General features: G+C 72.2%; 27 protein-coding genes and 2 pseudogenes. 22 read left to right on the top strand and 7 right to left on the bottom strand.

Going from position 1 to position 20,266, the window contains the following annotated elements:
• Window positions 1-413 precede the first annotated feature (413 nt).
• The 7 genes and pseudogenes from O7620_RS00145 to O7620_RS00115 all read right to left on the bottom strand — a co-directional run.
• Window positions 414-1,379, bottom strand: a pseudogene (locus O7620_RS00145) (arginase family protein); the annotation flags it as partial.
• Between the two features lie 69 nt (window positions 1,380-1,448).
• Window positions 1,449-2,372 (bottom strand): tetratricopeptide repeat protein, encoded by a 924-nt coding sequence (locus O7620_RS00140; protein WP_278121078.1) that lies wholly within the window; start codon window positions 2,370-2,372, stop codon window positions 1,449-1,451.
• Between the two features lie 181 nt (window positions 2,373-2,553).
• Entirely contained in the window at window positions 2,554-4,242 is a 1,689-nt protein-coding gene (locus O7620_RS00135; protein WP_151490927.1) for a methylmalonyl-CoA mutase family protein, read from the bottom strand.
• Between the two features lie 94 nt (window positions 4,243-4,336).
• Entirely contained in the window at window positions 4,337-4,747 is a 411-nt protein-coding gene (locus O7620_RS00130) for an Asp23/Gls24 family envelope stress response protein (protein ID WP_278121075.1), read from the bottom strand.
• A gap of 93 nt (window positions 4,748-4,840) precedes the next feature.
• Entirely contained in the window at window positions 4,841-5,776 is a 936-nt protein-coding gene (gene meaB / locus O7620_RS00125) for a methylmalonyl Co-A mutase-associated GTPase MeaB (RefSeq protein WP_278126775.1), read from the bottom strand.
• A gap of 44 nt (window positions 5,777-5,820) precedes the next feature.
• A complete protein-coding gene (locus tag O7620_RS00120) occupies window positions 5,821-7,020 on the bottom strand; it encodes an acetyl-CoA C-acetyltransferase (RefSeq protein WP_278121073.1) in 1,200 nt (399 codons plus the stop codon).
• Between the two features lie 34 nt (window positions 7,021-7,054).
• Window positions 7,055-7,312 carry a helix-turn-helix transcriptional regulator gene (locus tag O7620_RS00115; protein ID WP_278121071.1) on the bottom strand — a complete coding sequence of 86 codons (258 nt, stop codon included), beginning with the start codon at window positions 7,310-7,312 and terminating at the stop codon, window positions 7,055-7,057.
• A gap of 123 nt (window positions 7,313-7,435) precedes the next feature.
• On the opposite strand from O7620_RS00115, the gene O7620_RS00110 reads away from it, so the two are divergent.
• From O7620_RS00110 to O7620_RS00005, 22 genes and pseudogenes are all read left to right on the top strand, one after another.
• Window positions 7,436-7,684 (top strand): helix-turn-helix domain-containing protein, encoded by a 249-nt coding sequence (locus O7620_RS00110; protein ID WP_278121069.1) that lies wholly within the window; start codon window positions 7,436-7,438, stop codon window positions 7,682-7,684.
• 113 nt (window positions 7,685-7,797) lie between these two features.
• A complete protein-coding gene (locus tag O7620_RS00105) occupies window positions 7,798-8,013 on the top strand; it encodes a hypothetical protein (protein WP_278121068.1) in 216 nt (71 codons plus the stop codon).
• A 47-nt stretch (window positions 8,014-8,060) separates the two neighbouring features.
• Window positions 8,061-8,792 (top strand): hypothetical protein, encoded by a 732-nt coding sequence (locus tag O7620_RS00100; RefSeq protein ID WP_278121066.1) that lies wholly within the window; start codon window positions 8,061-8,063, stop codon window positions 8,790-8,792.
• Window positions 8,789-9,076 carry a hypothetical protein gene (locus O7620_RS00095; RefSeq protein ID WP_278121064.1) on the top strand — a complete coding sequence of 96 codons (288 nt, stop codon included), beginning with the start codon at window positions 8,789-8,791 and terminating at the stop codon, window positions 9,074-9,076. The genes O7620_RS00100 and O7620_RS00095 overlap by 4 nt, the downstream gene beginning before the upstream one ends.
• Entirely contained in the window at window positions 9,073-9,375 is a 303-nt protein-coding gene (locus O7620_RS00090) for a hypothetical protein (protein WP_278121062.1), read from the top strand. The genes O7620_RS00095 and O7620_RS00090 overlap by 4 nt, the downstream gene beginning before the upstream one ends.
• Before the next feature lie 80 nt (window positions 9,376-9,455).
• A pseudogene (locus O7620_RS00085) lies at window positions 9,456-10,028 on the top strand (sigma-70 family RNA polymerase sigma factor); the annotation flags it as partial.
• A complete protein-coding gene (locus O7620_RS00080; protein ID WP_278121061.1) occupies window positions 10,025-10,543 on the top strand; it encodes a hypothetical protein in 519 nt (172 codons plus the stop codon). The pseudogene O7620_RS00085 and the gene O7620_RS00080, both read left to right, overlap by 4 nt.
• The gene (locus O7620_RS00075; protein WP_278121060.1) at window positions 10,536-10,748 is read left to right on the top strand and encodes a DUF6011 domain-containing protein; all 213 of its coding nucleotides are present in this window, start codon (window positions 10,536-10,538) and stop codon (window positions 10,746-10,748) included. Before O7620_RS00080 ends, O7620_RS00075 begins: the two co-directional genes overlap by 8 nt.
• Window positions 10,745-10,984, top strand: coding sequence for a hypothetical protein (locus O7620_RS00070; RefSeq protein ID WP_278121058.1), 240 nt, complete (start codon window positions 10,745-10,747; stop codon window positions 10,982-10,984). Before O7620_RS00075 ends, O7620_RS00070 begins: the two co-directional genes overlap by 4 nt.
• Window positions 10,981-11,406 carry a hypothetical protein gene (locus O7620_RS00065; RefSeq protein WP_278121056.1) on the top strand — a complete coding sequence of 142 codons (426 nt, stop codon included), beginning with the start codon at window positions 10,981-10,983 and terminating at the stop codon, window positions 11,404-11,406. Before O7620_RS00070 ends, O7620_RS00065 begins: the two co-directional genes overlap by 4 nt.
• Entirely contained in the window at window positions 11,403-12,698 is a 1,296-nt protein-coding gene (locus O7620_RS00060) for a hypothetical protein (protein ID WP_278121054.1), read from the top strand. Before O7620_RS00065 ends, O7620_RS00060 begins: the two co-directional genes overlap by 4 nt.
• Window positions 12,691-13,590: a hypothetical protein gene (locus O7620_RS00055; protein ID WP_278121052.1), complete on the top strand. Its 900-nt coding sequence runs from the start codon at window positions 12,691-12,693 to the stop codon at window positions 13,588-13,590. Before O7620_RS00060 ends, O7620_RS00055 begins: the two co-directional genes overlap by 8 nt.
• Window positions 13,587-13,769: a hypothetical protein gene (locus O7620_RS00050; RefSeq protein WP_030488180.1), complete on the top strand. Its 183-nt coding sequence runs from the start codon at window positions 13,587-13,589 to the stop codon at window positions 13,767-13,769. The genes O7620_RS00055 and O7620_RS00050 overlap by 4 nt, the downstream gene beginning before the upstream one ends.
• A 35-nt stretch (window positions 13,770-13,804) precedes the next feature.
• Window positions 13,805-14,110, top strand: a complete 306-nt coding sequence (locus O7620_RS00045; RefSeq protein ID WP_278121049.1) for a hypothetical protein — start codon at window positions 13,805-13,807, stop codon at window positions 14,108-14,110.
• Window positions 14,110-14,466, top strand: coding sequence for a hypothetical protein (locus O7620_RS00040; RefSeq protein WP_278121047.1), 357 nt, complete (start codon window positions 14,110-14,112; stop codon window positions 14,464-14,466). Before O7620_RS00045 ends, O7620_RS00040 begins: the two co-directional genes overlap by 1 nt.
• A complete protein-coding gene (locus O7620_RS00035; RefSeq protein WP_278121044.1) occupies window positions 14,459-14,755 on the top strand; it encodes a hypothetical protein in 297 nt (98 codons plus the stop codon). The genes O7620_RS00040 and O7620_RS00035 overlap by 8 nt, the downstream gene beginning before the upstream one ends.
• 119 nt (window positions 14,756-14,874) lie before the next feature.
• Window positions 14,875-16,104 carry a hypothetical protein gene (locus O7620_RS00030; protein WP_278121042.1) on the top strand — a complete coding sequence of 410 codons (1,230 nt, stop codon included), beginning with the start codon at window positions 14,875-14,877 and terminating at the stop codon, window positions 16,102-16,104.
• 31 nt (window positions 16,105-16,135) lie between these two features.
• Complete coding sequence (locus O7620_RS00025) at window positions 16,136-16,450, top strand: hypothetical protein (protein ID WP_278121039.1); 315 nt, start codon at window positions 16,136-16,138, stop codon at window positions 16,448-16,450.
• Window positions 16,441-16,815, top strand: coding sequence for a hypothetical protein (locus tag O7620_RS00020; RefSeq protein ID WP_278121037.1), 375 nt, complete (start codon window positions 16,441-16,443; stop codon window positions 16,813-16,815). The genes O7620_RS00025 and O7620_RS00020 overlap by 10 nt, the downstream gene beginning before the upstream one ends.
• Window positions 16,816-17,017: 202 nt before the next feature.
• Entirely contained in the window at window positions 17,018-17,437 is a 420-nt protein-coding gene (locus tag O7620_RS00015; RefSeq protein ID WP_278121035.1) for a hypothetical protein, read from the top strand.
• On the top strand, window positions 17,319-18,851 hold the full coding sequence (locus O7620_RS00010; protein WP_278121034.1) for a terminase: 1,533 nt from the start codon (window positions 17,319-17,321) through the stop codon (window positions 18,849-18,851). The genes O7620_RS00015 and O7620_RS00010 overlap by 119 nt, the downstream gene beginning before the upstream one ends.
• Window positions 18,852-18,913: 62 nt before the next feature.
• On the top strand, window positions 18,914-20,266 hold a 1,353-nt coding region (locus tag O7620_RS00005), incomplete at its 3' end, for a phage portal protein (protein ID WP_278121032.1).

Below are 20,266 nucleotides of genomic sequence, written 5' to 3'. Positions count from 1 at the left end.
GCGCGGATGTGACGCAAACTTCTTGATCACCCGGGCGGGGTGGGGCGTCAGGCTGGTTCGGTTCTGGGGTGGTCGGTGGGGTTCGGATTGGTGGAGGCCGGTCGGCGGAGCAGGCCCGGGCCGGCCGATGCGGGCGGGCCGACCGGTTCTGGTTCCGCCCCCACCGGCTCGGCAGGAGCCATACCCGAGACGCCGGCCGGCCTCAGGACGGCCGGCTCGGCGGCGGCCGGCCCGAGGAGGCTGAGCGGTTCCGGTTGGGCCGGGACGGGCACGCCGCGGCTCAGCCGACCCGCCACCTCGGCGCCGTTGCGCTCGACCGGGTGCACACCGGTGGGCTCGGGCACCTCGTGCTGCTCCTCGTCGTCCACCCCGGGACGCGGTGACCCGGGGACGAGCGTGGGTCGGCTGGGGCCGCGGCGGGGGGCGGGCGCCGGACGGGGCGACAGCAGCCGGGGCGGTACGGCCTCCGGGGCGGTGACCGGGGCCAAGCCCGCGACCACGGTGTTGACGATCTCGGCGGCGTACGAGCCGTCCGGGTCGTAGTCGGGGTCGAAGACGGTCAGCTCGACGCCGAGGCAGTGCGGGGTGTCGACCAGGCCGGCGAGCAGGATCTCCAGCTCGGCGAAGGCGATCCCACCCGGGTCGGGGGCGTCCACGGCGGGCATCACCGCCGGGTCGAGCACGTCCACGTCGATGTGCACCCAGTAGCCCGCGCAGTCGGCGAGCTGCTCGTGTGCCCACTGGGCCGTCCGGGCGGCACCCTCGGCGCGCAGCGCCGGCACCGGCCGGGTGGTGATCCCCGCCGCCTGGAGGTCGAGCCGGTACTCGTCCTGCGCCCGGATGCCGAGCACCACCACGTCGATGTCACGGAAGTAGGGACGGCGCCCCTCCAGTGCGGCCAGGTCGGCCTGCCCGCGCCCGGTGACCAGGGCCAGATCCTCGCCGGCGGCCGCGCCCACGTAGGAGGCGTTGCCGGGGTGCCGGAAGTCGGAGTGCCCGTCCACGAAGACCAGACCGATGCGCCCGCCGACCGCCTCGCCGAGCCGGTGCATGGCCAGCGCGGAGCCGAGCAGCACCGAGCAGTCGCCGCCCAGCACCACCGGGAACTCACCCCGGTCGATGATCGAGCCGATCCGTTCGGCGAGGGCGAGGGAGTAGTCGGCGATCTCCCGGGCGTGGCACACCCCGTCGCCGGGCCGCCAGTCGCCCGGGTCGTACCGGGGTGGGGTGAGGCAGCCGGCGTCGCGGGCGCGCAGCCGGGCCAGCAGGTCGTGGTCGCGCAGCGCTCCGGGTGCCTTCGCGCAGCCCGGGACCGACGTGGGCGTCGGCGGCCGCAGACCGAGATTTGTCGGCGCGTCGAGGACGGCGATCCGGCGCATCGTGAGCTCCCGTCCTCGGTGGTCGGGCGGGCCGGCCGGAACGCCGGCCCGCGCTGGCGTGCTACGAACTCAGAACAGGGCGCTGGCCAGGGCGCGACGCGCCGAGGCGACCGCCGGATCGTCCGGACCGGCGATGGTGAACAGCGACACCAGGTGCTGGCGGACCGCCTCCCGGTCCTCACCGGCGGTGCGCCGGACCAGACCGACCAGCCGGGCGTACGCCTGCTCGGCGAGGCCGCTGAGCACCTCGATGTCGGCGGCGAGCAGCTGGGCGGCCACGTCGTCGGGGGCGCTCTCGGCGGCGGCCAGCGCGGTGGCCGGGTCGGCGCCGGCCACCCGGCGGGCCACACCGACCTGGGCGAGGCCGGCCTCGGCCGCGGCGTCCGCCGGGGAGTCGGCGAGGATCTTGCGGTACGCCCGCTCGGCGGCGTCCAGGTCACCACTCATCAGCGCGTCGTCCGCCTCGTCGAGGCGCGGGTCCTCCGGTTCGGCGACGGTCACGCCGCCGGCCTTGAGCACGGCCTGCAGCCACTGGCGCAGCTGCGCCTCTCCGACCACGCCGGAGAAGGCGTCGATCGGCTGGCCGCCGACCACCGCGTAGACCATGGGGATGCCCTGGACCCGGAACATCTGGGCGATCCGCGGGCTCTGCTGCACGTCGACGCGGGCGAGCACCCAGGCGCCGTCACTCTCGGCGGCCAGTCGCTCCAGCACCGGGGCGAACTCGTCGCTCTCCGGGAAGCCGGCCGCGCCGAAGAAGACGACGACGGGCATGGCCATCGAGCGTTCGAGCACCTCGGACTGGATGGTCGCCTCGGTGACGTCGACGATGGCGGCGTTGCCGCCGGCGGTGGGCCCGCCGGGTGCGCCGGTGGACGGACCGCCCTGCGGGGGTGTGCCGGGGCGGGAACTGGCAGGTGCGGGGCCGCGCAGCGTGCTGAGGTCGACCGCGCCGCGGGTGAAGATCGACGAGGTGATCCGTGGGTCGCTCATGGTTACCTAGTCTCGCACGCGGGCGAGGATTCTCAGCTCACCCACAACCCCGACGTTGCAACTCTCACCCCCGCCCCCCACCCCCGCGATCTTGCACTTCCCGTCCCGACATTTCGTCGCAAAAACGGCGTACCGGCAACAGAATCCGCAAGATCGACGGGGGTGGGGTGGGAGGTGGGGGTTAGAAGCGGGCGGGCTCTCGGTAGGTGCCCCACTCGGCGCGGAGGGCGTCGCAGATCTCGCCGAGGGTCGCCTCGGCGCGGACGGCGTCGAGCATGGCGGGGATCATGTTCTCGTCCGTCCTACTGGCCTGGACCATCCGGGTGACCGCGGCGCGGACCGCGCCCTCGTCCCGTGCACCCTTGCGCTCGGCGAGCACCCGGCGCTGCTCCAGCTCCACCTCGTGCGAGATGCGCAGGATCTCCAGCTCCTTGGCGACCGTGCCGGTGTGGCAGTTGACGCCGACGATCTTCTTGTCGCCCTTCTCCAGGGCCTGCTGGTAGACGAAGGCCGACTCGGCGATGTGCCCGGTGAACCAGCCGTCCTCGATGCCGCGCAGGATGCCGGAGGTCATCGGGCCGATCTGGTGCGGCCCCTCGCCGCCGAGCTGCCGGATCCGGGCGAAGATCTCCTCCGCCTCGGCCTCGATCTTGTCGGTCAGCGCCTCGACGTACCAGGAGCCGCCGAGCGGATCCGCCACGTTGACCACGCCGGTCTCCTCCATCAGCACCTGCTGCGTTCGCAGGGCGATCTCGGCGGACTCGTCGGTGGGCAGCGCCAGGGTCTCGTCCAGCGCGTTGGTGTGCAGCGAGTTCGTGCCGCCCAGCACCGCGGCGAGGGCCTCGACGGCCGTCCGTACGACGTTGTTGACCGGCTGCTGGGCGGTCAGCGACACCCCGGCGGTCTGCGTGTGGAACCGCAGCCACAGCGCCTTCTCACTGGTCGCGCCGTAGACGTCGCGCAGCCAGCGGGCCCAGATCCGGCGGGCGGCGCGGAACTTGGCGATCTCCTCGAAGAAGTCGACGTGCGAGTCGAAGAAGAAGCTCAGTCCCGGCGCGAAGACGTTCACGTCCAGCCCGCGCGAGAGGCCCAGCTCCACGTACCCGAATCCGTCGGCCAGGGTGTACGCCAGCTCCTGCGCGGCGGTGGAGCCGGCCTCGCGGATGTGGTAGCCGGAGACCGACAGCGGCTTGTAGCGCGGGATCTCGGCGGCGCAGTACTCCATCAGGTCGCCGATCAGGCGCAGGTGCGGCTCGGGGTCGAACAGCCACTCCTTCTGCGCGATGTACTCCTTGAAGATGTCGGTCTGCAGGGTGCCGTCCAGCTTGGACAGGTCGGCGCCCTGCCGCTCGGCGGCCACCAGGTACATGCAGAACACCGGCACCGCCGGCCCGGAGATGGTCATCGAGGTGGTGACGCCGGCCAGGTCGATGCCGTCGAAGAGCGCCTGCATGTCGGTGGCGGTGTCGATCGCGACGCCGCAGTGCCCGACCTCGCCGAGGGCCTGCGGGTCGTCCGAGTCGCGGCCCATCAGCGTCGGCATGTCGAACGCGACCGAGAGGCCGCCACCGCCGGCACCGAGGATCATCTTGTAGCGCTCGTTGGTCTGCTGGGCATTGCCGAAGCCGGCGAACTGCCGGATCGTCCAGGTCCGCCCGCGGTAGCCGGTCGGGTACAGACCCCGGGTGTACGGGTACTCGCCCGGCCAGCCGATCCGCTCGAAGCCCGGGTACGCGCTGCCCTCCGGCGGCCCGTAGACCGGATCCACCGGCATCCCGGAGAGCGTGGTGAAGTCGGCGTCACGCTTGCGCGCGGCGTCGTACCGGGCCTGCCAGCGTGCCCGTCCGGCGTCGATCTCGTCGGCGTCCATGCGCAGGGATCCTCCTCGGTCCTCGACTGCACGTCGAGTGTAGAGCCCTCGCCTGAACGATCGCTAAGTCACGCCGTACCGGCGGGTAACCAGGTCAGACGGTGGGAGCGGTGGGGCCACCCATCGCCACGTCGTCGACCCGGATGTTGACCTCGTCGACCCGCAGCCCGTACGCCTCGACGGCCTCGGTGACCCGGGCACGCACCTCGCCGGTGATCTCCGGCACCGGCTGACCGGCCTCGATCACCAGCACCAGGTTGACCACGGCGGCGTCCCCGGTCACGTGGGCCGAGCAGCCCCGCCGGGCGTCGCCCACCTGGTCCAGCCCGACCCGGTCGAGCACGGAGTTGAAGAACCGGGCCACGTCCCCGCCCAGCTCGGCCACGCCGGGCACCGCGCGGGCCGCCGCCACGGCGATCTTCTCGATCACCTCGTCGGAGACGTGCGTCGTACCGCCGGCCGGCACCGATGCCCTGCTCAGCTCCTGCGTCGCCTCGTGATCCATGCCCGCTCCCCTGCTCCTCGTGCCGACCCCACCGCCGTGGGGCGGTGCGAGCCTACAAGGACGAGGTGCCGCCGAGGTGTCCCCGGTAGACGGTCAGCGGGCGAGCTGGGCGAGCAGCGTATCCGCCGCCGCGTACGGGTCGAGGGCACCCTCGGCCACCCTGGCGGCGAGCGTGCTCAGCTCCGTACCGTCGCGCAGGGAGCCGATCCGGGCGCGGAGGGTGCCGAGCGCGATGGCCTCGACCTCGGCGGCGGCCCGCGCCTCCTGGCGGCGGCGCAGCTCGCCGTGCTCGACCAGCCAGCCACGGTGCTTGTCGATCGCGGCGGCGATGTCGTCGATGCCCTCACCCCGCGCGGCGACCGAGCGGACCACCTGCGGTCGCCACTGCCCCGGCCCGCGCTCACCGAGGGCGATCATGCCCTGGATGTCGCGGACGGTGGCGTCGACGCCGTCCCGGTCGGCCTTGTTGACCACGAACACGTCGGCGATCTCCAGGATGCCGGCCTTGACCGCCTGGATCGCGTCGCCCATCCCGGGTGCGAGCAGCACCAGCGTGGTGTCGGCCAGCGAGGCGACCTCCACCTCGGCCTGCCCGACGCCGACGGTCTCCACCAGCACCACGTCGCAACCGGCGCCCTCCAGCACGCGGACCGCCTGGGGCGTCGCCGCGGACAGCCCGCCGAGGTGCCCCCGGCTGGACATGGACCGGATGTAGACGCCCGGATCGGTCGCGTGGTCCTGCATCCGCACCCGGTCGCCGAGGATCGCGCCGCCGGTGAACGGGCTGGACGGGTCGACCGCCAGCACCCCCACCCGGTGCCCGCGCGCCCGCAGCGCGCGGACCAGCTCGTTGGTGGTGGTCGACTTGCCCACCCCGGGGGAGCCGGTCAGCCCGACGACCTGGGCCTGCCCGGCGTACGGCGCGAGCGCGGCGGCGATCTCCGGCAGCAGCGCGTCGCCGTTCTCCACCAGCGTGATCAGCCGGGCCACCGCGCGGGGGTCACCCGCGCGGGCCCGCTCGACCAGCATCGGTACGTCCCGGCTGCGGCGCACCGACGTGGTCACCTCTGCGCTCACTTGTCGGTCTCAGCCTTACCCGGCACGTGGATGATCAGCGCGTCGCCCTGGCCACCGCCGCCACAGAGCGCCGCGGCACCGGTGCCGCCGCCGCGCCGCTTCAGCTCCAGGGCGAGAGTGAGGACGAGACGCGCGCCGGACATGCCGATCGGGTGCCCCAGCGCGATCGCGCCGCCGTTGACGTTGACCCGGTCCGGGCTGACGCCGAGGTCACGGGTGGACTGGATGCCGACCTGCGCGAACGCCTCGTTGATCTCGATGAGGTCCAGGTCCTCGACGCTCAGGCCACCCTTCTTCAGGGCGTGGTTGATCGCGTTGGACGGCTGCGAGTGCAGGGAGTTGTCCGGGCCGGCGACGTTGCCGTGCGCGCCGACCTCGGCCAGCCAGGTCAGGCCCAGCTCGTTGGCCTTGGCCTTGCTCATCACGACCACGGCCGCCGCGCCGTCGGAGATCGGCGAGGAGCTGCCGGCGGTGATGGTGCCGTCCTTGGTGAACGCGGGCCGCAGCTTGGCCAGCGACTCGGCGGTCGTGTCCGGGCGGATGCCCTCGTCGTCGCTGATCACCAGCGGGTCACCCTTGCGCTGCGGGATCACCACGGGGGTGATCTCCTCGGCGAAGTGGCCGTTCTTCTGCGCGGCGGCGGCCCGCTGGTGGCTGGCCGCGGCGAACGCGTCCTGCTCCTCGCGGGAGATGCCGTGCTTCGTGCCGAGACGCTCGGTCGACTCGCCCATCGAGCAGCAGTCCCAGGCGTCGCTGAGCCCGTCGTGCGCCATGTGGTCCTTGACCACCACGTCGCCGTACTTGTAGCCGGAGCGCTGGCCCAACAGCAGGTGCGGGGCGTTGGTCATCGACTCCATGCCGCCGGCCACCACGATGTCGAACTCGCCGGCCCGGATCAGCTGGTCGGCCAGGGCGATCGCGTCCAGGCCGGAGAGGCAGACCTTGTTGATCGTCAGCGCCGGCACGGACATCGGCACGCCCGCCTCGACGGCCGCCTGGCGGGCCGGGATCTGGCCGGCGCCGGCCTGCAACACCTGCCCCATGATCACGTACTGGACCTGGTCGGGGCTGACCCCGGCACGCTCCAGCGCCGCCGAGATCGCGATCCCGCCGAGCTTGGTGGCCGGGAGGTCCTTGAGGTTGCCCAGCAGCCGCCCCATCGGGGTGCGCGCGCCGCTGACGATCACCGAAGCCATGCCTGCCTCCGAGGGGGGTGCCGAGCTGTACGCCTTAACGATTGTTAGGACGCACCTTAGCTGAGGGCAGCAGGTCGACGACGGTGACGCCGAGCACGTTTGCGATGCGCGCGAGGTCGTCGACGTCGAAGGCGGTATCCCCCGACATGCGCCTCGCCAGGTACGACTGCGTCATTCCGAGCGTGCGCGCGAGCTTGCTGGCGGAGATGCGTTGCCGGGCCAGCAGCACGCGAATCTCTTCGGCGACGAGCTCGCGCATCGGGGTCGCGGTCCCCGCAGCGTTGTCACTCATGGCGTGATTCTGACGCGCTGAGCGAGTAACAGCAAGCCTAGGCGCCATGATCCTTCATCCACGTGCGTGAATAACTCGCTCAGCGACTTGACGCTAAGTCGCTGAGCGAGTAGAAATACCGCCATGCGAACAAGTGCGTCGCCTAGCGATGGAACCGCCACCGACGTTGGCCGTCGGGTCCTCGAAGAGATGGACCGGCAGTGCATCCGGCAGACCACCGTGGCGGTGCGCCTCGGGATCTCCCAGCAGGCCGTCTCCCGCCGGATCCGCGGCGTCGTCCCGTTCAACGTGTCCGAGCTCGAAGAGATCGGGCGTCTGCTGGGCGTACCGGCCGCCCAGTTCCTGTCCCCGTCGCTCAGCCCGGTCGCATGAGCCCGCGCCCGTCTCCGTGGACGCCGGCTCCGGCACCAGGCCCTCGCCCCAGTGCGCCGGTCAGCCCGCGTCCACAGCCCCGGCCGCAGCCGCAGCCGAGGCCGGGTCGCGCCGTGGCGCTGGCCGCGCAGGCGATCGCGCTGATCGCGGCCGGTCTGGTCCTGGTCGTCGCCACGGTCACCGCGCCGGCTCCGCCGTCGGCGGAGCCGCTGCGGATGTGGCTGCGTCCGGCGACCGCCGAAGAGCGGCGCGAGTACGAGCGGCAGCGGCTGCACGAGGAGATGGACCGGATCCAGCAAGAAGGGGTCACGGCGCTCCACACGCCGTGACCCCAGATCTCTACCCGCAACCAACCCAGTCAGGAAGGACGGTCGAGATGACCAACGTACCGACTCCAGCGCAGGACGCGCTCGCCGCGGTAACGCCGGTGCGTCTGCCGGAGCTGCCGCACTGCGCCAACCGGTCGACGACCCGCTACGAGATCCGCCGGCCGGTCGCCCCCGACCTCGACGCCAGGGTGCTCGGCGACCTGGTCGGCACGGTCAACCTGTGCGCCGAGCACTCCGGCCCGGCGGCGAGCATCATCACCGCGGCCGGCTTCACGCCCTTCGGTCTGACCCAGGACGTCCGCAACCGCCCGTGCGGCTCCGGCGTGGACTTCACCGACGCTGAGCCGGTGTCGCTTGCCGACCGCCGCCGCGCTCAGGTCCGCGCCGAGGCCAAGCCGGTCGCCCAGGTATCGGCGGCGCACGTGCCGGTCGCGGCGGCGCCCGCCAACCAGCCGGCGCGGATCCGGATCGCTCGGGCGAACATGCTCCGCGAGATCTCCCGGCTCTGCTTCGCGGTAGACGACCCGGCCCTGCCCGCACCCCGCATCGTCCGCTTCACCGCCGACGAGGCGATCAACGTGGAGCTGGACACCCCGACCGACGCGGCGGAGTGGGCCGTCGTGCTCGGCGTGGCCGCCGACGCGAAGACCGAGGAAACGGTCGACCTGGCCGGCGACCGGTGGCTGATCTACACCGTGCACGCGACCTGGCGCGGCTTCCCCATCACCGTCGCCGCCTGCATCCGCCCGGCCCAGCAGCGGGAAGCGGCCTCGGCATGACCGTCAAGCTGACGGTCCAGCAGGCGCTGGAGCGGATGGAAGAGCGTCGGCGCTGCGTGTCGCCCGAGGGCCGGGCCATGCTCGCCGCCGCCGTGCAGATCGATCACGACTGGGCGCTGCCGTGCAGCAGCGAGGACCTGCTCATCGCTGCGGTCGCGGAGATGTCCGTCAAGGATCTGGAGGCCGCGAACCTGCTCGTGCAGTCCCTCCAGTCGGCGATCACGGTCGCTCTGATCAAGCACGACGCGGCTCGCGACACCGAGACCCGGGACGGTGGCGCGTGATCGCCGGGATCGCCCAGGGCATCCGGGACGCCGCTCCGGAGGTCGGCGGGCTGCTCGTCACCGTGCTGCTGGTCGCGCTGGTCGCGTGGCTGTGCCGCAGGCACGACGTGCGGGTGGCGCAGCGGCGACGGGAAGAGCGCGCCGCTCGCCGGCGTGCCCTGCGTACGTCGGCCGTGCTCCCGCCGGTGTCCGGGGCGTGGGGCGTACTGCCGCCGCCGGCGGATCCGTGGCCGGACACCGACGAGGGCGACCTGGTCCTGTTGACCGTGCTCGACGTGTCCCCGGCGGGTGTCCGGTGACCGCCGCGGTGACCGTGCTGGCGCGGGTGCCGGGGCAGGCCGGCCCGCCGGCGATCGAGCAGACCGACGACGACGGCCGCGAGCGGTGGCAGCTGATCGACGCGGCGAAGACCGGCGACCGAGAGGCCTTCGCCGAGCTGTACCGGCTGTACCACCCGATGGTCTGCAAGGTGATCCGCAGGCGTGTCGGCGATCACCACCTGACCGAGGACCTGGCAGCAGACACGTTCGTGCGCGCTCTGCGCAGCATCGACCGCGTGACCTGGCTGGGCCGTGACCCGGGCGCCTGGTTCGTGACGATCGCCCGGAACCTGTCCGTCGACCACTTCAAGTCGGGCCGGTACCGCCTGGAGCGCCCGACCGACGTCGCCGAGTACGGCGCGGATCGCGTCGACCGCACGCCGGAGGGCCGCCCCGACCAGCTGGTCGTCGACCACATCACGAACCTGACGCTGCTCACCGCAGTGCAGCAGCTCAACCCGGAGCAGCGCAAGTGCATCGTCCTGCGCTTTCTGCAGGGCCTGTCCGTCGCCGAGGTGGCGGCCGAGATGGGCAAGAACGAGGGCGCGGTCAAGGCGCTCCAGTACCGGGCCACCCGGGCGCTCGCCCGACTGCTCCCCACCGGCTTCGAGACCCCGGAGGTCCCCCGATGAAGCTCGACATCTACGCCGTGACCAGTCTGGTGATCGGCGCGCTCATCGCCGGCGGGATCCTCGGTGCCCTGGTCACCGGACTCGGTGCCCGTGCCCGGCAGCTCGACGACGGTGAACGCGCCGGCGCCGCGTACCGGGAGCTGCGCGACGTCGCGCTGCACTGCGCGAACCCCGCCGACGTCCCCAAGCTGATGCGGCAGGCGGCGGACATCTGGGACCAGTGGCGGCCCGACGGGCTGCACCTGGCCGCCTTCTACCGCAACCAGGCCGACGTCCAGGTGACGCCGGTGTACGTGCACCGCATCGTCGACGCATACGGCACCGGTGACCCGGTCGACCTGTCCGGCTGCTGGGTGCCCCCAGACGTCCGTGGCCGCCTCCGGGCGATCCTGATCGGCGCGGCCGAGGCGACCGCCGCGCTCCCCCACCAGCTGGTCCGGCACCCGATCACCGCGGTGCACCCGACCGACGTGATCGACCGCTGGCCGGTCCGGACCGGGCTCAGCGATGGATAAGAACTGCGACCTGTGCGGGCGGAAGCTGCGTACGCCGGAGAGCCGAGCTCGTGGTCGCGGCCCGGTGTGCGACGCGAACACCAGACCGGAACCCGCCGTCCTGCCCGGCCTCGGCCGGGCGGGCGGCGGGCCCGCCCAGACCGGACCGGATCTGCTCGCCGACGTCGACCAGGTGGTCGACGAGACCGAGGGCGGCGACCGGTGACGGCACCGCGCTACTGCGACACGTGGGATCCGGACCCGGGGATCGGCCCGGACCACCGAGGCCGCCGCGTCTGCCGCTCCTGCCAGCGCGTGGGCGCCGCCGGCGACGCCGGCCACACCGCACCCCCGCCCCAAACCGTGCCCGCACCGAAGCCGCAACCGGCGTGGCGCATCGAGGCCGCCGCAGCGCTCGACGCCGCGGTGCTCGGCGAACACGATCGAGAGGAGTACCGGTGAGTGGTCGTGGACTGAACGACGCCGAACTGCGCGTTGCCGCCGCCCGTCGGCCCGGGTACGCCACGTACCCGCAGTACCGGCCGGGCCAGGCCGAACGCCTCGGCCGTCTGCCCGCTGCGGTTCGGCCTGCTGTTCCGGTCGTCGCGGACCGTGCCGAGCCGGCGAACGTCCGGCATCCGCTGGACGGACGTCGCCCGCTGCCGACGTCGTCGCAGACCACCGTGACACTGCTGCTGGAGTCCCTGCCGCCGGCCCGCATCTACGACTTCGTTCCCCGGTTGATCGAAGCCAGACCGTGGTGGCAACCCCGCTGGCATTGGGGCGTCCTCGCCGCCGACGGCCGCAAGCAGCTCGGCTACGCCTGGACCCAGGGCGGCGCCCGCCGCCGCACCGCCCGGGCGGCCCGGAGGGCAGCGCGGTGACCCTCGAAGAGCTGACCGAACGGTCCACGGAAGAGGTCGCCCGGGCCCGCGCCGAGCGGATCCGCCAAGGCCTTCGCGACTACCTAGAAACGGTGGCCGAGTTCGCCCTGGCGTGGGAGCGCCAGGACTGGCAGGTCCTCGGCTACGCGGACTGGCAGGCGTACCTGGACGGTGAGTTCGGCGAGCTGCGCCTACGGGTGCCGAAGGTCCACCGCGACGAGGCGGTGGAGACCCTGCGAAGGGTCGGCATGTCGACCAGGGCGATCGGCAGCACGCTGGGCATCAGCAAGGACACCGCCGCCCGGGCCATCACGACTGTCGCAACTGAGACAGACGACCTCCCGGACACCGTCCGGTCTCTCGACGGCCGCGAGCGCCCCGCCAACCGCCCTCCTACCGCCCCGGCTCGTCCGGCCAAGGGCAAGGACACGTCGGTGTGGGTCGCCGCAGCCCGCAAGGGCATTCCGGTTCACAAGCTGCGTTCCGCCGACTTCACCGTGTGCGGCCGGTCGACCCGCAACGGCTTGACCATGCTGCTCAGCCAGGCCGAGAAGCGTTACGAGGTCGTCCGCTGCCAAGACTGCGACCCACTGATCGTCACCCGTTTCGCGGCGGGTGAACCGGTCCCGACCGGGCCGGCCGGCGAGGCCCACGACCCCCGGGCCTCACGGGAAGCCGGGGCGGAGCGTCGCGACTCCGCCCCGGCAGGCACCCCCACCACCGAAACGGCCACCGGGCACCTCACGTCCCGCCCGGCGGATGGAGCGGACGTCGGACCCGAGGCCCTGAGACCCGGTACGCCGGTGGTGCCCGACGTCGACCACGCCGCTCCAGCTCCCGCCCCGCCGGCCGCCACTTCCTCGGCGGCCGGCGGGGCGGGGGTAACCCCCACTCCCAGCGACCGGCCGAAGCTGGCGTTGACGCAGATCGGCCTGGTCCGCGCTGCGCTCGCTCACCTCAGCGCCTGCGGTGGCAACCGCACCGACGCGCGGAGCTATGAGGTGCCGTACGCGCCGACCGCGCCGTGCCTGACCAGCCCGCAGCCCGTGGACGCCGCCGACGTCACCTGGTGGAGCGACGGGCAGATGCACGTCCGCTTCCTCAGGGCCGGCGGCTACTGCGAGGCAGCCACCGAGCTGTACGCCGCCGACGTCAACCAGGCGATCGACATGCTGTGCGCGCTGCGTCTGTTGCCGGCCCGCCTGTCCAGCCAGTACGCCGCCGGCGTCCAGGCCGGCATGCGCGCCGGCAACGCCATCGACGGCGAGTGGACGGAGACGACCGATGCGTGATCCTCTGCCGAGTGAGCTGCCCGCCTACGAGGGATGGCGGCAGGTGCCGGCCGGCCTGTTCAGCAAGACGCAGCTGACAGGTCTCGACTTCCCCCGCACACCGGGTGGACCGGTCCGCGCGTACGTGCACACCCGCGACTGGAACGACCGCAAGACCAGCGTGAAGCTGTACCGGCTGTCGGAGTCGGTGCCGTCGCCAGCGAGCGCAGCGCAGCTGGAAGCGGCCCGCAACCGCAGCGCCCCGGGCGCCCGCGAGTGTCAGGCGTGCGGCGCGTACCCGGACCGGCCGCCGGCCTCGGCTGGCCTCTGCGTGGCGTGCGCGCAGATCACCCGGTTGCAGAAGGCAGTGGAGTCGGCCCGCCGCTCCCGCGCCGAGGTCGGCGAGTGGGCGCGGACCGTCCTGGACCCGCTGTTCGAGCCTGCGGTGGTGCTGCGCATCGAGCAGGTGCTGCGACCGCCGGCGCTGTCCGGCCGTCAGAACCTCACCCCGGTGGCGCTGCGCGTCGACGCCGTGGACGCCACGGGCCGCCGGCTGCTCGACGCGACCATCCGGCTGGCCGGCGCGCGGGTCAAGGCGGTCCCCGCCGACGCGGTCGCGCCGGACGACGTCGCCGAGCAGGTGCGGGCGGTGCTCGGCTGGCCGGTGCTCGTCACCTGGCACGAGCGCGGCGTCTTCCTGCTCCGCGACATGTACGGCATCAAGGCGCCCGGCGGCTGGTACGGCGGCAACCCGAATGCCCTCGCCGTCCGGGCCGCGCATTGGCGCGGCGACCTCGACCCGGACACCCTGCACCCCCGCGCGGCGATCGACCCGGGCACCGCGGACCGGATGCTGCTGCTCCTGCGTCGCATGGCCGCCACCGAACCGCCCGACTCGTCGGCGGCGCCGTGACGAAGGACAAGCTGATGGAGCTGCTCCTCGTCGAGCGGTACGCGCACCTGCCTCCCCCGCCCGTCGCCCCGGATCCGGTGGTGCGGGCGCCCGCCGAGCTGCCCGCCCCGCCCCCACCTGTCCGCCGCCGGCACCTGCGGGTCGTCGGCGGCGACGCGACCACCACGGCGGCGGCGTGACCGCCCGCCCGCACAACACACGATCGGAGCAACTGATGGAGATCGCCCTGGACCTGGAGCAGGTGCAGCTGCTCACCGCCGTGGCGCAGGGCCGCGTGCACACAGACCCGCAGTTCAACTCGCCGGACTTCGAGAAGCTCGCGGAGTACCCGTTCGGCCAGCGCCGCGCCACCGCGCGACTTCGGCCGCTGAAGGCCGCACGACTGGTGGAGCTGGTCGACGACGACGCCGCCGGCGGGAAGCCCGCCCGCCCGTACAAGCTCACGGACCTCGGCGAGCAGGTGCTCACCGTGGCCCTGGAGCAGGAGCGCATCGCGAACGGACAGGCAGAGGCCCGCTGATGGCCACGAAGATCAAGCAGTCGCTGCCGCCGTACGAGGTCAACGGCCTGTCCGAGATCCGCCAGCAGCTGCTGGAGTACCCGGAGGGCCAGCACGTCGCGATCGTGGTGCTCGACTGCGTGAGCATCAAACACGACGTGGTGGAGGGTGACCTGGTCCCCACCCCCACGATCCGGATCCTGCGCATCGAGCCGGAGACCGACCCGGACGAAGCCGCCCGGCTGCTCGCCCATGCGAAGCGGCTGACTGACAAGCGGATCCCGCCGCCGACGCGGCCGGACCCGCTGCCGGGTATGGACCTGCGCGACGGTGCCGGCGTGCACCTGACCTCGGTCGGCGGTGGCCAGCGTGGCTGACCAGTCGAACGGCATCCGCATTCCGATCCCGACTGAGGATGATTTGCTTTCCTACGGTCGCCCACCCTGTGACCACACCACCGAGCAGCACCGCGCCGTCGCCGCAACTCTGGTCATTCGGCCCGGGGACACCTTGATTGTGGCCTTAACCGGTGACCTGACGATGGCCGAAGCCGACGAGATCAGGGGGGCGCTCTCCGCCAAGCTGCCGGGCCTGGAAAACGTAGTGCTCATCACCAACGCCACGGCGCTCGCGGCGTACCGACCAGAGGATCCACCGATCCCGTAGGCACGGACGTCCCTGCCTGTTCTGCTGCTCCGACCCTCCGGCGCGGCCATCCCCGTCGGGTGGCCGCGCCGCTGCACAACGGGAGATCCATTGACCAAGATCGCTAGACCGGGTGTCCCGTGGCTTGGCTGAAGTCGTCCGACAGCAGCAACCAACATCCGGCGGTGCTAGCCCCGTTGGCGTGGGAGAAAGGGCCGGATGACGACCTGGACGGCTGGGACCTCCGGCTACCAGCCGTCGCCGGCATCGCTTGGCTCTGCGCGACGTACTCCGCCGACCAGACCACCGACTACGTGGTGCCCGCAGCGACAGTCGCGCTCTACGGCGGCCCGCAGTGGCGCCGCCTCGCCGAGTGGGCGACCCGCGCCGGCATCTGGACCCCGCTCGCGGACGGTAGCTACCTGCTCGCCGACGACTCCGAACACCTGTTCCACATCCGCCTCAAGGCCGAACTGGAGTGGGAACGCAATCGCAAGAACGACAACGGCAACCCCGCCCTCACCATCCCGGTACGGCTGCGCGACGGCGATGCGTGCCGCTACTGCGGCCGAGTCGTCAACTGGGACGCCCGCAAGGGCGGTCTGGCCGGCACGTACGACCACCGCAACCCGGGCCGCAGCGCGGCCGGCCCGGACGACCTGGTGGTCGCCTGCAACCAGTGCAACGGCCGCCGCGGCAAGGACTCCCACCCGGAGCGGTGGCAGCTGCTCCCCACGCCCGCGAAGCCGTACTACGGGCAGATCACCGTGACGCACCTCGCGAAGCACGGCTACGACGTGCCGCTCTCCAGCGGCAAGCGGCCCACCGGCCTGCCCGGTGGACCCCGCATCGACGAAGCGCGACCCGACGACCAGCCGGACCCCGCGCTCCAGCAGCACCCGCGTCGACCCGGCACCCGGCCGGACCACGACGACCAGGGCGACCCGGCACCCGGCCGGACCACGCCCACCCGCCGCGAGCGCGCAGCCAGCCGCCCGCAACCCAGCGCGACCCCCACCGAGGGGCACCGCGCTCGCACCGTCAGCGCGACCCCACCACCGGGACACCGCGCTCACACCACCACCAGCGCGACCCCTGCCAAGGGACACCGCGCTTCGCGCGACCGGGCCGCTGGCCCGACACCGCGCAACCCGACCCAAGATCAACAGGTGCGGGGGAAGCCCATCGGCCGATCATCGGCCGATCCGGCAGAACCCAAGCCTCCAGGATCTGGAAAGCCCGGGTCGGGTCGGGACGGGTCGGGCGCTCCACCCCGCCCAGCCCAGACGAACCGCAAGCGAGGACGAAGAGCACCACGCTCCCGCCCCGCTCCCCCACGCACGCCGCCCGAGAACCCTTCGCAGCCATGATCGGTTGTACGGAGACAGCGGGGAGGTGGGCATGAGCGAGGGCTGGCAGGGCGGCAGCACCAGGAGGTGGCGCCGCACCCGCGCCTACGTGCTCACCCGGGATCTCGAACGGTGCCGGGCCCACGCCGACGGGTGGTGTGCACAGGTGGAGGGCGAACACCTGTGCACGGGCGTGGCCGCGCTGACTGGACCAGACGCTGGCCACGCCCACCACACCCTCGGCAAAGCGGTCACGGGCGACGACCCGCGGCACATCGTGGCGGCGTGCGCCCCGTGCAACCTCCACATCGGGGACCCAGCCAAGAGCAGCGACCCACCGAACAAGGCGGTCACCAGATGGATCTGACCATGGTCTACGTGTCCTGGGACGACGGCGGCGGGGCGGTACTCCGGTGCCACCAGCACGACGCCTGGGAGCTGCCTCTCGTCGGCGACAACGACACCGTGCCGAGAGTCGTCGAGCAGGCCGAGCAGCACGTCACCGAGGACCACCGCCCCACCATCGACGACCAGCTGATCGAGGTCACAGCGCCCAAGCCTGAGCTGTACGTGATCAACATGAGCACAGGCGAGGTGACCGGCGGACCAGAGCCGGGCATCGTCCAGCACTGGGACCGCGAGACGTTCGAGCTGGTCGTGCACGAGTACGCACCCGACTCATGCGAACGATGCAAGGAACTGCGGGACCTCGGCTTCGAGGACGCGCCATGATGAGTGGCGACTGTGACCGCGCGTCGGTCCTCGCATTCAGAATGGCGCGGCCTATCATTGCGCTCACGACCGCGAGCGCAGTCGAGTCGACGCGTGACCTGCGGTTTTCCCCATCGGGGGGCCCGGTGGACAGCCCGCCCTGTCCTTTTTCTCTCCCCCCGAGTTTCACGGCCCCACGTTTTTTCGCCATTCCGGGGCAATCGTGACTAATAGCAACAAAGCGGAATCGGCTATCGCCGCGTCGCTTGAAAGGGCGCTGGAATCGACGCCGCTACTCAAGCGCGACTCGGCGATCGCCGAGCTGGCCCGCGTGTACGCCCGTGAGCTGGACGCCCTGTTCACCCGGTTGGGCGAGGACGAGGCCACCGACTCGGCCACGCACCACAAGCGGGTGATCACGGAGATCGACATCATGGGCCGCCGCCTGGAGGCCGTGCTCGATCGACTCGGCATGTCCCCCGGCGCGCGGCCGGCCGTTCGTGGTGGCGGAGAGGGGGAATCAGGTGACCCAGGCACTCGCGCCCTCGACGAGCTCCGAGCCGACGCCGCAGCCGGTACCGCTGGGGTCGATTACGCCGCGGCTGTGGACCCGGCCGTTACGGCCGCTGACGCCGGAGACTAGCTACGGCTTCCGGGTCATCTGGTTCGCCGCGTTCATCCTGCGTGAGCCGCTGGATCCGTGGCAGCAATGGGCCGTCATCCACCTGGGCGAGCTGCTCCCGAACGGGCGCCCGCGCTTCCGCCAGGTCTTGCTGCTCGTCGCACGCCAGAACGGCAAGACTCATTTGTGCAAAGTCTTGGCGCTCTACTGGCTGTTCGTCGAGCGGCAGGCCATGGTGTTCGGCACGTCGACGAACTTGGAGCAGGCCAAGGAGTCGTGGGAGCACACCGTCGAGACCGCCCAGCAGACGGAGGCGCTCGCGGCCCGGGTCAGCTCGGTACGCATCGGCAACGGCCAGCAGGTCCTCTCCACCACGGACCGGTGCCGGTACAAGATCGGCGCGGCCGACCGCAAGGGCGGGCGCGGTAAGACGATCCGGCGGGCGATCGGTGACGAGCTGCGCGAGCAGCACACCTGGGAGGCGTACAACGCGGTGACGTTCGCGACCAACGCGGTCGCGGACGCGCAGATCGTCTACATCACCAACCAGGGCGACGCCCGGTCGGTGGTGCTGGCGGCGCTGCGCCGCTCGGCGCTCGCCGGCGACGATCCGGCGCTGGGCATCCTGGAGTGGTCGGCGCCGCCCGGGTCGGCCGTGACCGATCCGGCCGCGTGGGCGGCGGCGAACCCGCAGCTCGGCCGGCGGATGGACCCGGCCGTCCTGGCCGGCCCGGCGGCCCGGGTGTCGCAGCCGGACGCGGACCCCGCCGAGCTGGCCGGGTTCAAGACCGAGGCGCTGTGCATGTCGGTCGACAAGTTGGATCCGGCGATCGACCCGGTCGCCTGGCAGGCGTGCCTGGACGTCGGGGATCTGGCCGAGCAGCGGGGCCGCCTCGCGGCGTGCATCGACCTGAACCCGGCCGGCACGCACGCGACCCTTGCGGTGGCGGCGGTGCTCGACGACGAGCGGGTGCGGGTGGAGACGGTGCACGAGTGGACCGGCCCGAGCGCGGCGATGGCGTTGGAGCGGGAGCTGCCCGGCTGGGTGCTCGCGGTCAAGCCGAAGGTGCTCGGGTGGTTCCCGGCGGGCCCGGCCGCCGCCGTGGCGTCCAAGGTGGCCGACCGCCGCAAGGAGGGCGTCTACAGCTGGCCGCCGCGCGGGGTGAAGGTCGCCGAGATTCGGGGCGAGACGCCCGCGGTCTGCCTGGGCCTGAGCAAGGAGATCGCGGCGAAGACGCTGGCGCACTCCGGTCAGGAGATGCTCGACGCTCAGGTGCTCAAGGCGGAGAAGGCCAAGCGCGGTGACGCCTGGGTGTTCACCCGCGCCGGCGGCGGCAACGTCGACGCCGTGTACGCGGTCGCCGGTGCTGCCCAGCTGGCCCGCACTCTGCCCAAGACCAGGAAGATTTCGCGTCATACTCGCGCCGCGCCGTAGATTATTCGACGCCACGCGCTGTGGCCGTAGATTCTTCGGCTCCGCGCCGTACACTGCTCGCCATGGGGTGGATCAAGGCGGCGGCGAGTCAGCTGCGCGACCTGCTGTCGCTGCCCCGGCCGCTGGTCCTGGATGAGCCGGCCAACGTCGAGTTCGACTCGACGCCGCGACCGATCGAGCAGGTGTTCGCCGCGCTGAACGCGGCCGGCACGGGCCGGGTCACCCGGGAAGAGGCGCTGTCGGTGGCGGCCGTGCAGAAGGGCCGCAACTCGCTCTGCTCGATCGCGACGCTACCGCTGCGCCAATACCGCAAACTGGACATCGTCCGCTCACCGTTCCTGGATCAGATCGACCCGGACGTCGCCAACGTCGTGACACTCAGCCAGACGATCGAGGACCTGGCGTTCGACGGCATCTCGTGGTGGCTGATCACCGCGCAGGACTTCCAGGGGTACCCGCTCGCGGCCCGGCACCTGGACGTGGCCACGGTGAGCCTGGATCCGCCGAAGGGCCAGCCGAACCCGTTTCCGTCTGGTCGGGACGCACGCGGTATCAAGATCGTGTGGGTGGCCGGGGTGGGCACGCCGGTGGACAAGGTGATCCGGTTCGACAGCCCGAACCCCGGCCTGCTGTCGGCGAACGCGCGGGCAATCCGGCGGGCGTTGCTGCTGGACCGGCTGGCGTCGACGTACGCCGACAACCCGAGGCCCTTGGACTGGTTCACCGACGGCGATGATCCGTCGTTCGAGCCGATGGACGACGACGAGATCGACGCGTTCCTGGCCGACTGGAAGGCGAGCCGCAAGCGTGGCTCCACCGGCTGGATCCCGGGCAACGTCAAGCGCGTCGACGCGAACGCGCCGTCGCCGGCGGAGCTGCAGCTGGTGCAGCTTCAGCAGCAGGTGACGCTGGAGATCGCCAACGGCCTCGGTGTGGACCCCGAGGACCTGGGCGTCAGCACCACGTCGCGCACGTACTTCAACGCGGCCGACCGGCGCATGACGAAGATCAATGAGACGTACGCGCCGTACATGACCGCGATCACGCAGCGGCTGTCCATGGGCGACGTGACTCCGCGCGGGAACACCGTGCGCTTCGACCTGTCGGACTACCTGAAGCCCGACCCGGCCGGGCAGGTCGCCTACTGGAAGGGCCTCTACGACATGAACGTGATCGATGAGGCGGAGATCCGCGCCGCCGCTGGCTGGTCCGGAGCGCCGCCGAAGCCGAAGGCGAAGCCCACCCCGCCCGCGCCGGCGGCCGAGGGCGAAGAGGAATCGGTCGACGCGGCCCGGCCGGCGGGCGTGACGTTCGCCGCCGACGACCAGGGTCCTGCGATGACGTTCGCCGGCGGGGACTTCGCCGGCGGTACTGAGCCGCCGCAGGTCGACGTCGAGCGACGCACCATCACCGGC

The organism is Micromonospora sp. WMMD710 (assembly GCF_029626045.1).
Taxonomy (GTDB): domain Bacteria; phylum Actinomycetota; class Actinomycetes; order Mycobacteriales; family Micromonosporaceae; genus Micromonospora.
Note: the sequence above shows the minus strand (reverse complement) of the source record. Positions and strands in the feature narration are given on the sequence as shown.

Coding starts and splice junctions, on each gene's coding strand:
- O7620_RS00115 (WP_278121071.1), bottom strand. CDS start 7,312: ATGAGTGACAACGCTGCGGGGACCGCGACCCCGATGCGCGAGCTCGTC.
- O7620_RS00080 (WP_278121061.1), top strand. CDS start 10,025: ATGAAGCTCGACATCTACGCCGTGACCAGTCTGGTGATCGGCGCGCTC.
- O7620_RS00130 (WP_278121075.1), bottom strand. CDS start 4,747: ATGGATCACGAGGCGACGCAGGAGCTGAGCAGGGCATCGGTGCCGGCC.
- O7620_RS00095 (WP_278121064.1), top strand. CDS start 8,789: ATGACCGTCAAGCTGACGGTCCAGCAGGCGCTGGAGCGGATGGAAGAG.
- O7620_RS00140 (WP_278121078.1), bottom strand. CDS start 2,372: ATGAGCGACCCACGGATCACCTCGTCGATCTTCACCCGCGGCGCGGTC.
- O7620_RS00110 (WP_278121069.1), top strand. CDS start 7,436: ATGCGAACAAGTGCGTCGCCTAGCGATGGAACCGCCACCGACGTTGGC.
- O7620_RS00055 (WP_278121052.1), top strand. CDS start 12,691: ATGCGTGATCCTCTGCCGAGTGAGCTGCCCGCCTACGAGGGATGGCGG.
- O7620_RS00135 (WP_151490927.1), bottom strand. CDS start 4,242: ATGGACGCCGACGAGATCGACGCCGGACGGGCACGCTGGCAGGCCCGG.
- O7620_RS00120 (WP_278121073.1), bottom strand. CDS start 7,020: ATGGCTTCGGTGATCGTCAGCGGCGCGCGCACCCCGATGGGGCGGCTG.
- O7620_RS00100 (WP_278121066.1), top strand. CDS start 8,061: ATGACCAACGTACCGACTCCAGCGCAGGACGCGCTCGCCGCGGTAACG.
- O7620_RS00020 (WP_278121037.1), top strand. CDS start 16,441: ATGGATCTGACCATGGTCTACGTGTCCTGGGACGACGGCGGCGGGGCG.
- O7620_RS00075 (WP_278121060.1), top strand. CDS start 10,536: ATGGATAAGAACTGCGACCTGTGCGGGCGGAAGCTGCGTACGCCGGAG.
- O7620_RS00040 (WP_278121047.1), top strand. CDS start 14,110: ATGGCCACGAAGATCAAGCAGTCGCTGCCGCCGTACGAGGTCAACGGC.
- O7620_RS00025 (WP_278121039.1), top strand. CDS start 16,136: ATGAGCGAGGGCTGGCAGGGCGGCAGCACCAGGAGGTGGCGCCGCACC.
- O7620_RS00045 (WP_278121049.1), top strand. CDS start 13,805: ATGGAGATCGCCCTGGACCTGGAGCAGGTGCAGCTGCTCACCGCCGTG.
- meaB (WP_278126775.1), bottom strand. CDS start 5,776: ATGCTGGTCGAGCGGGCCCGCGCGGGTGACCCCCGCGCGGTGGCCCGG.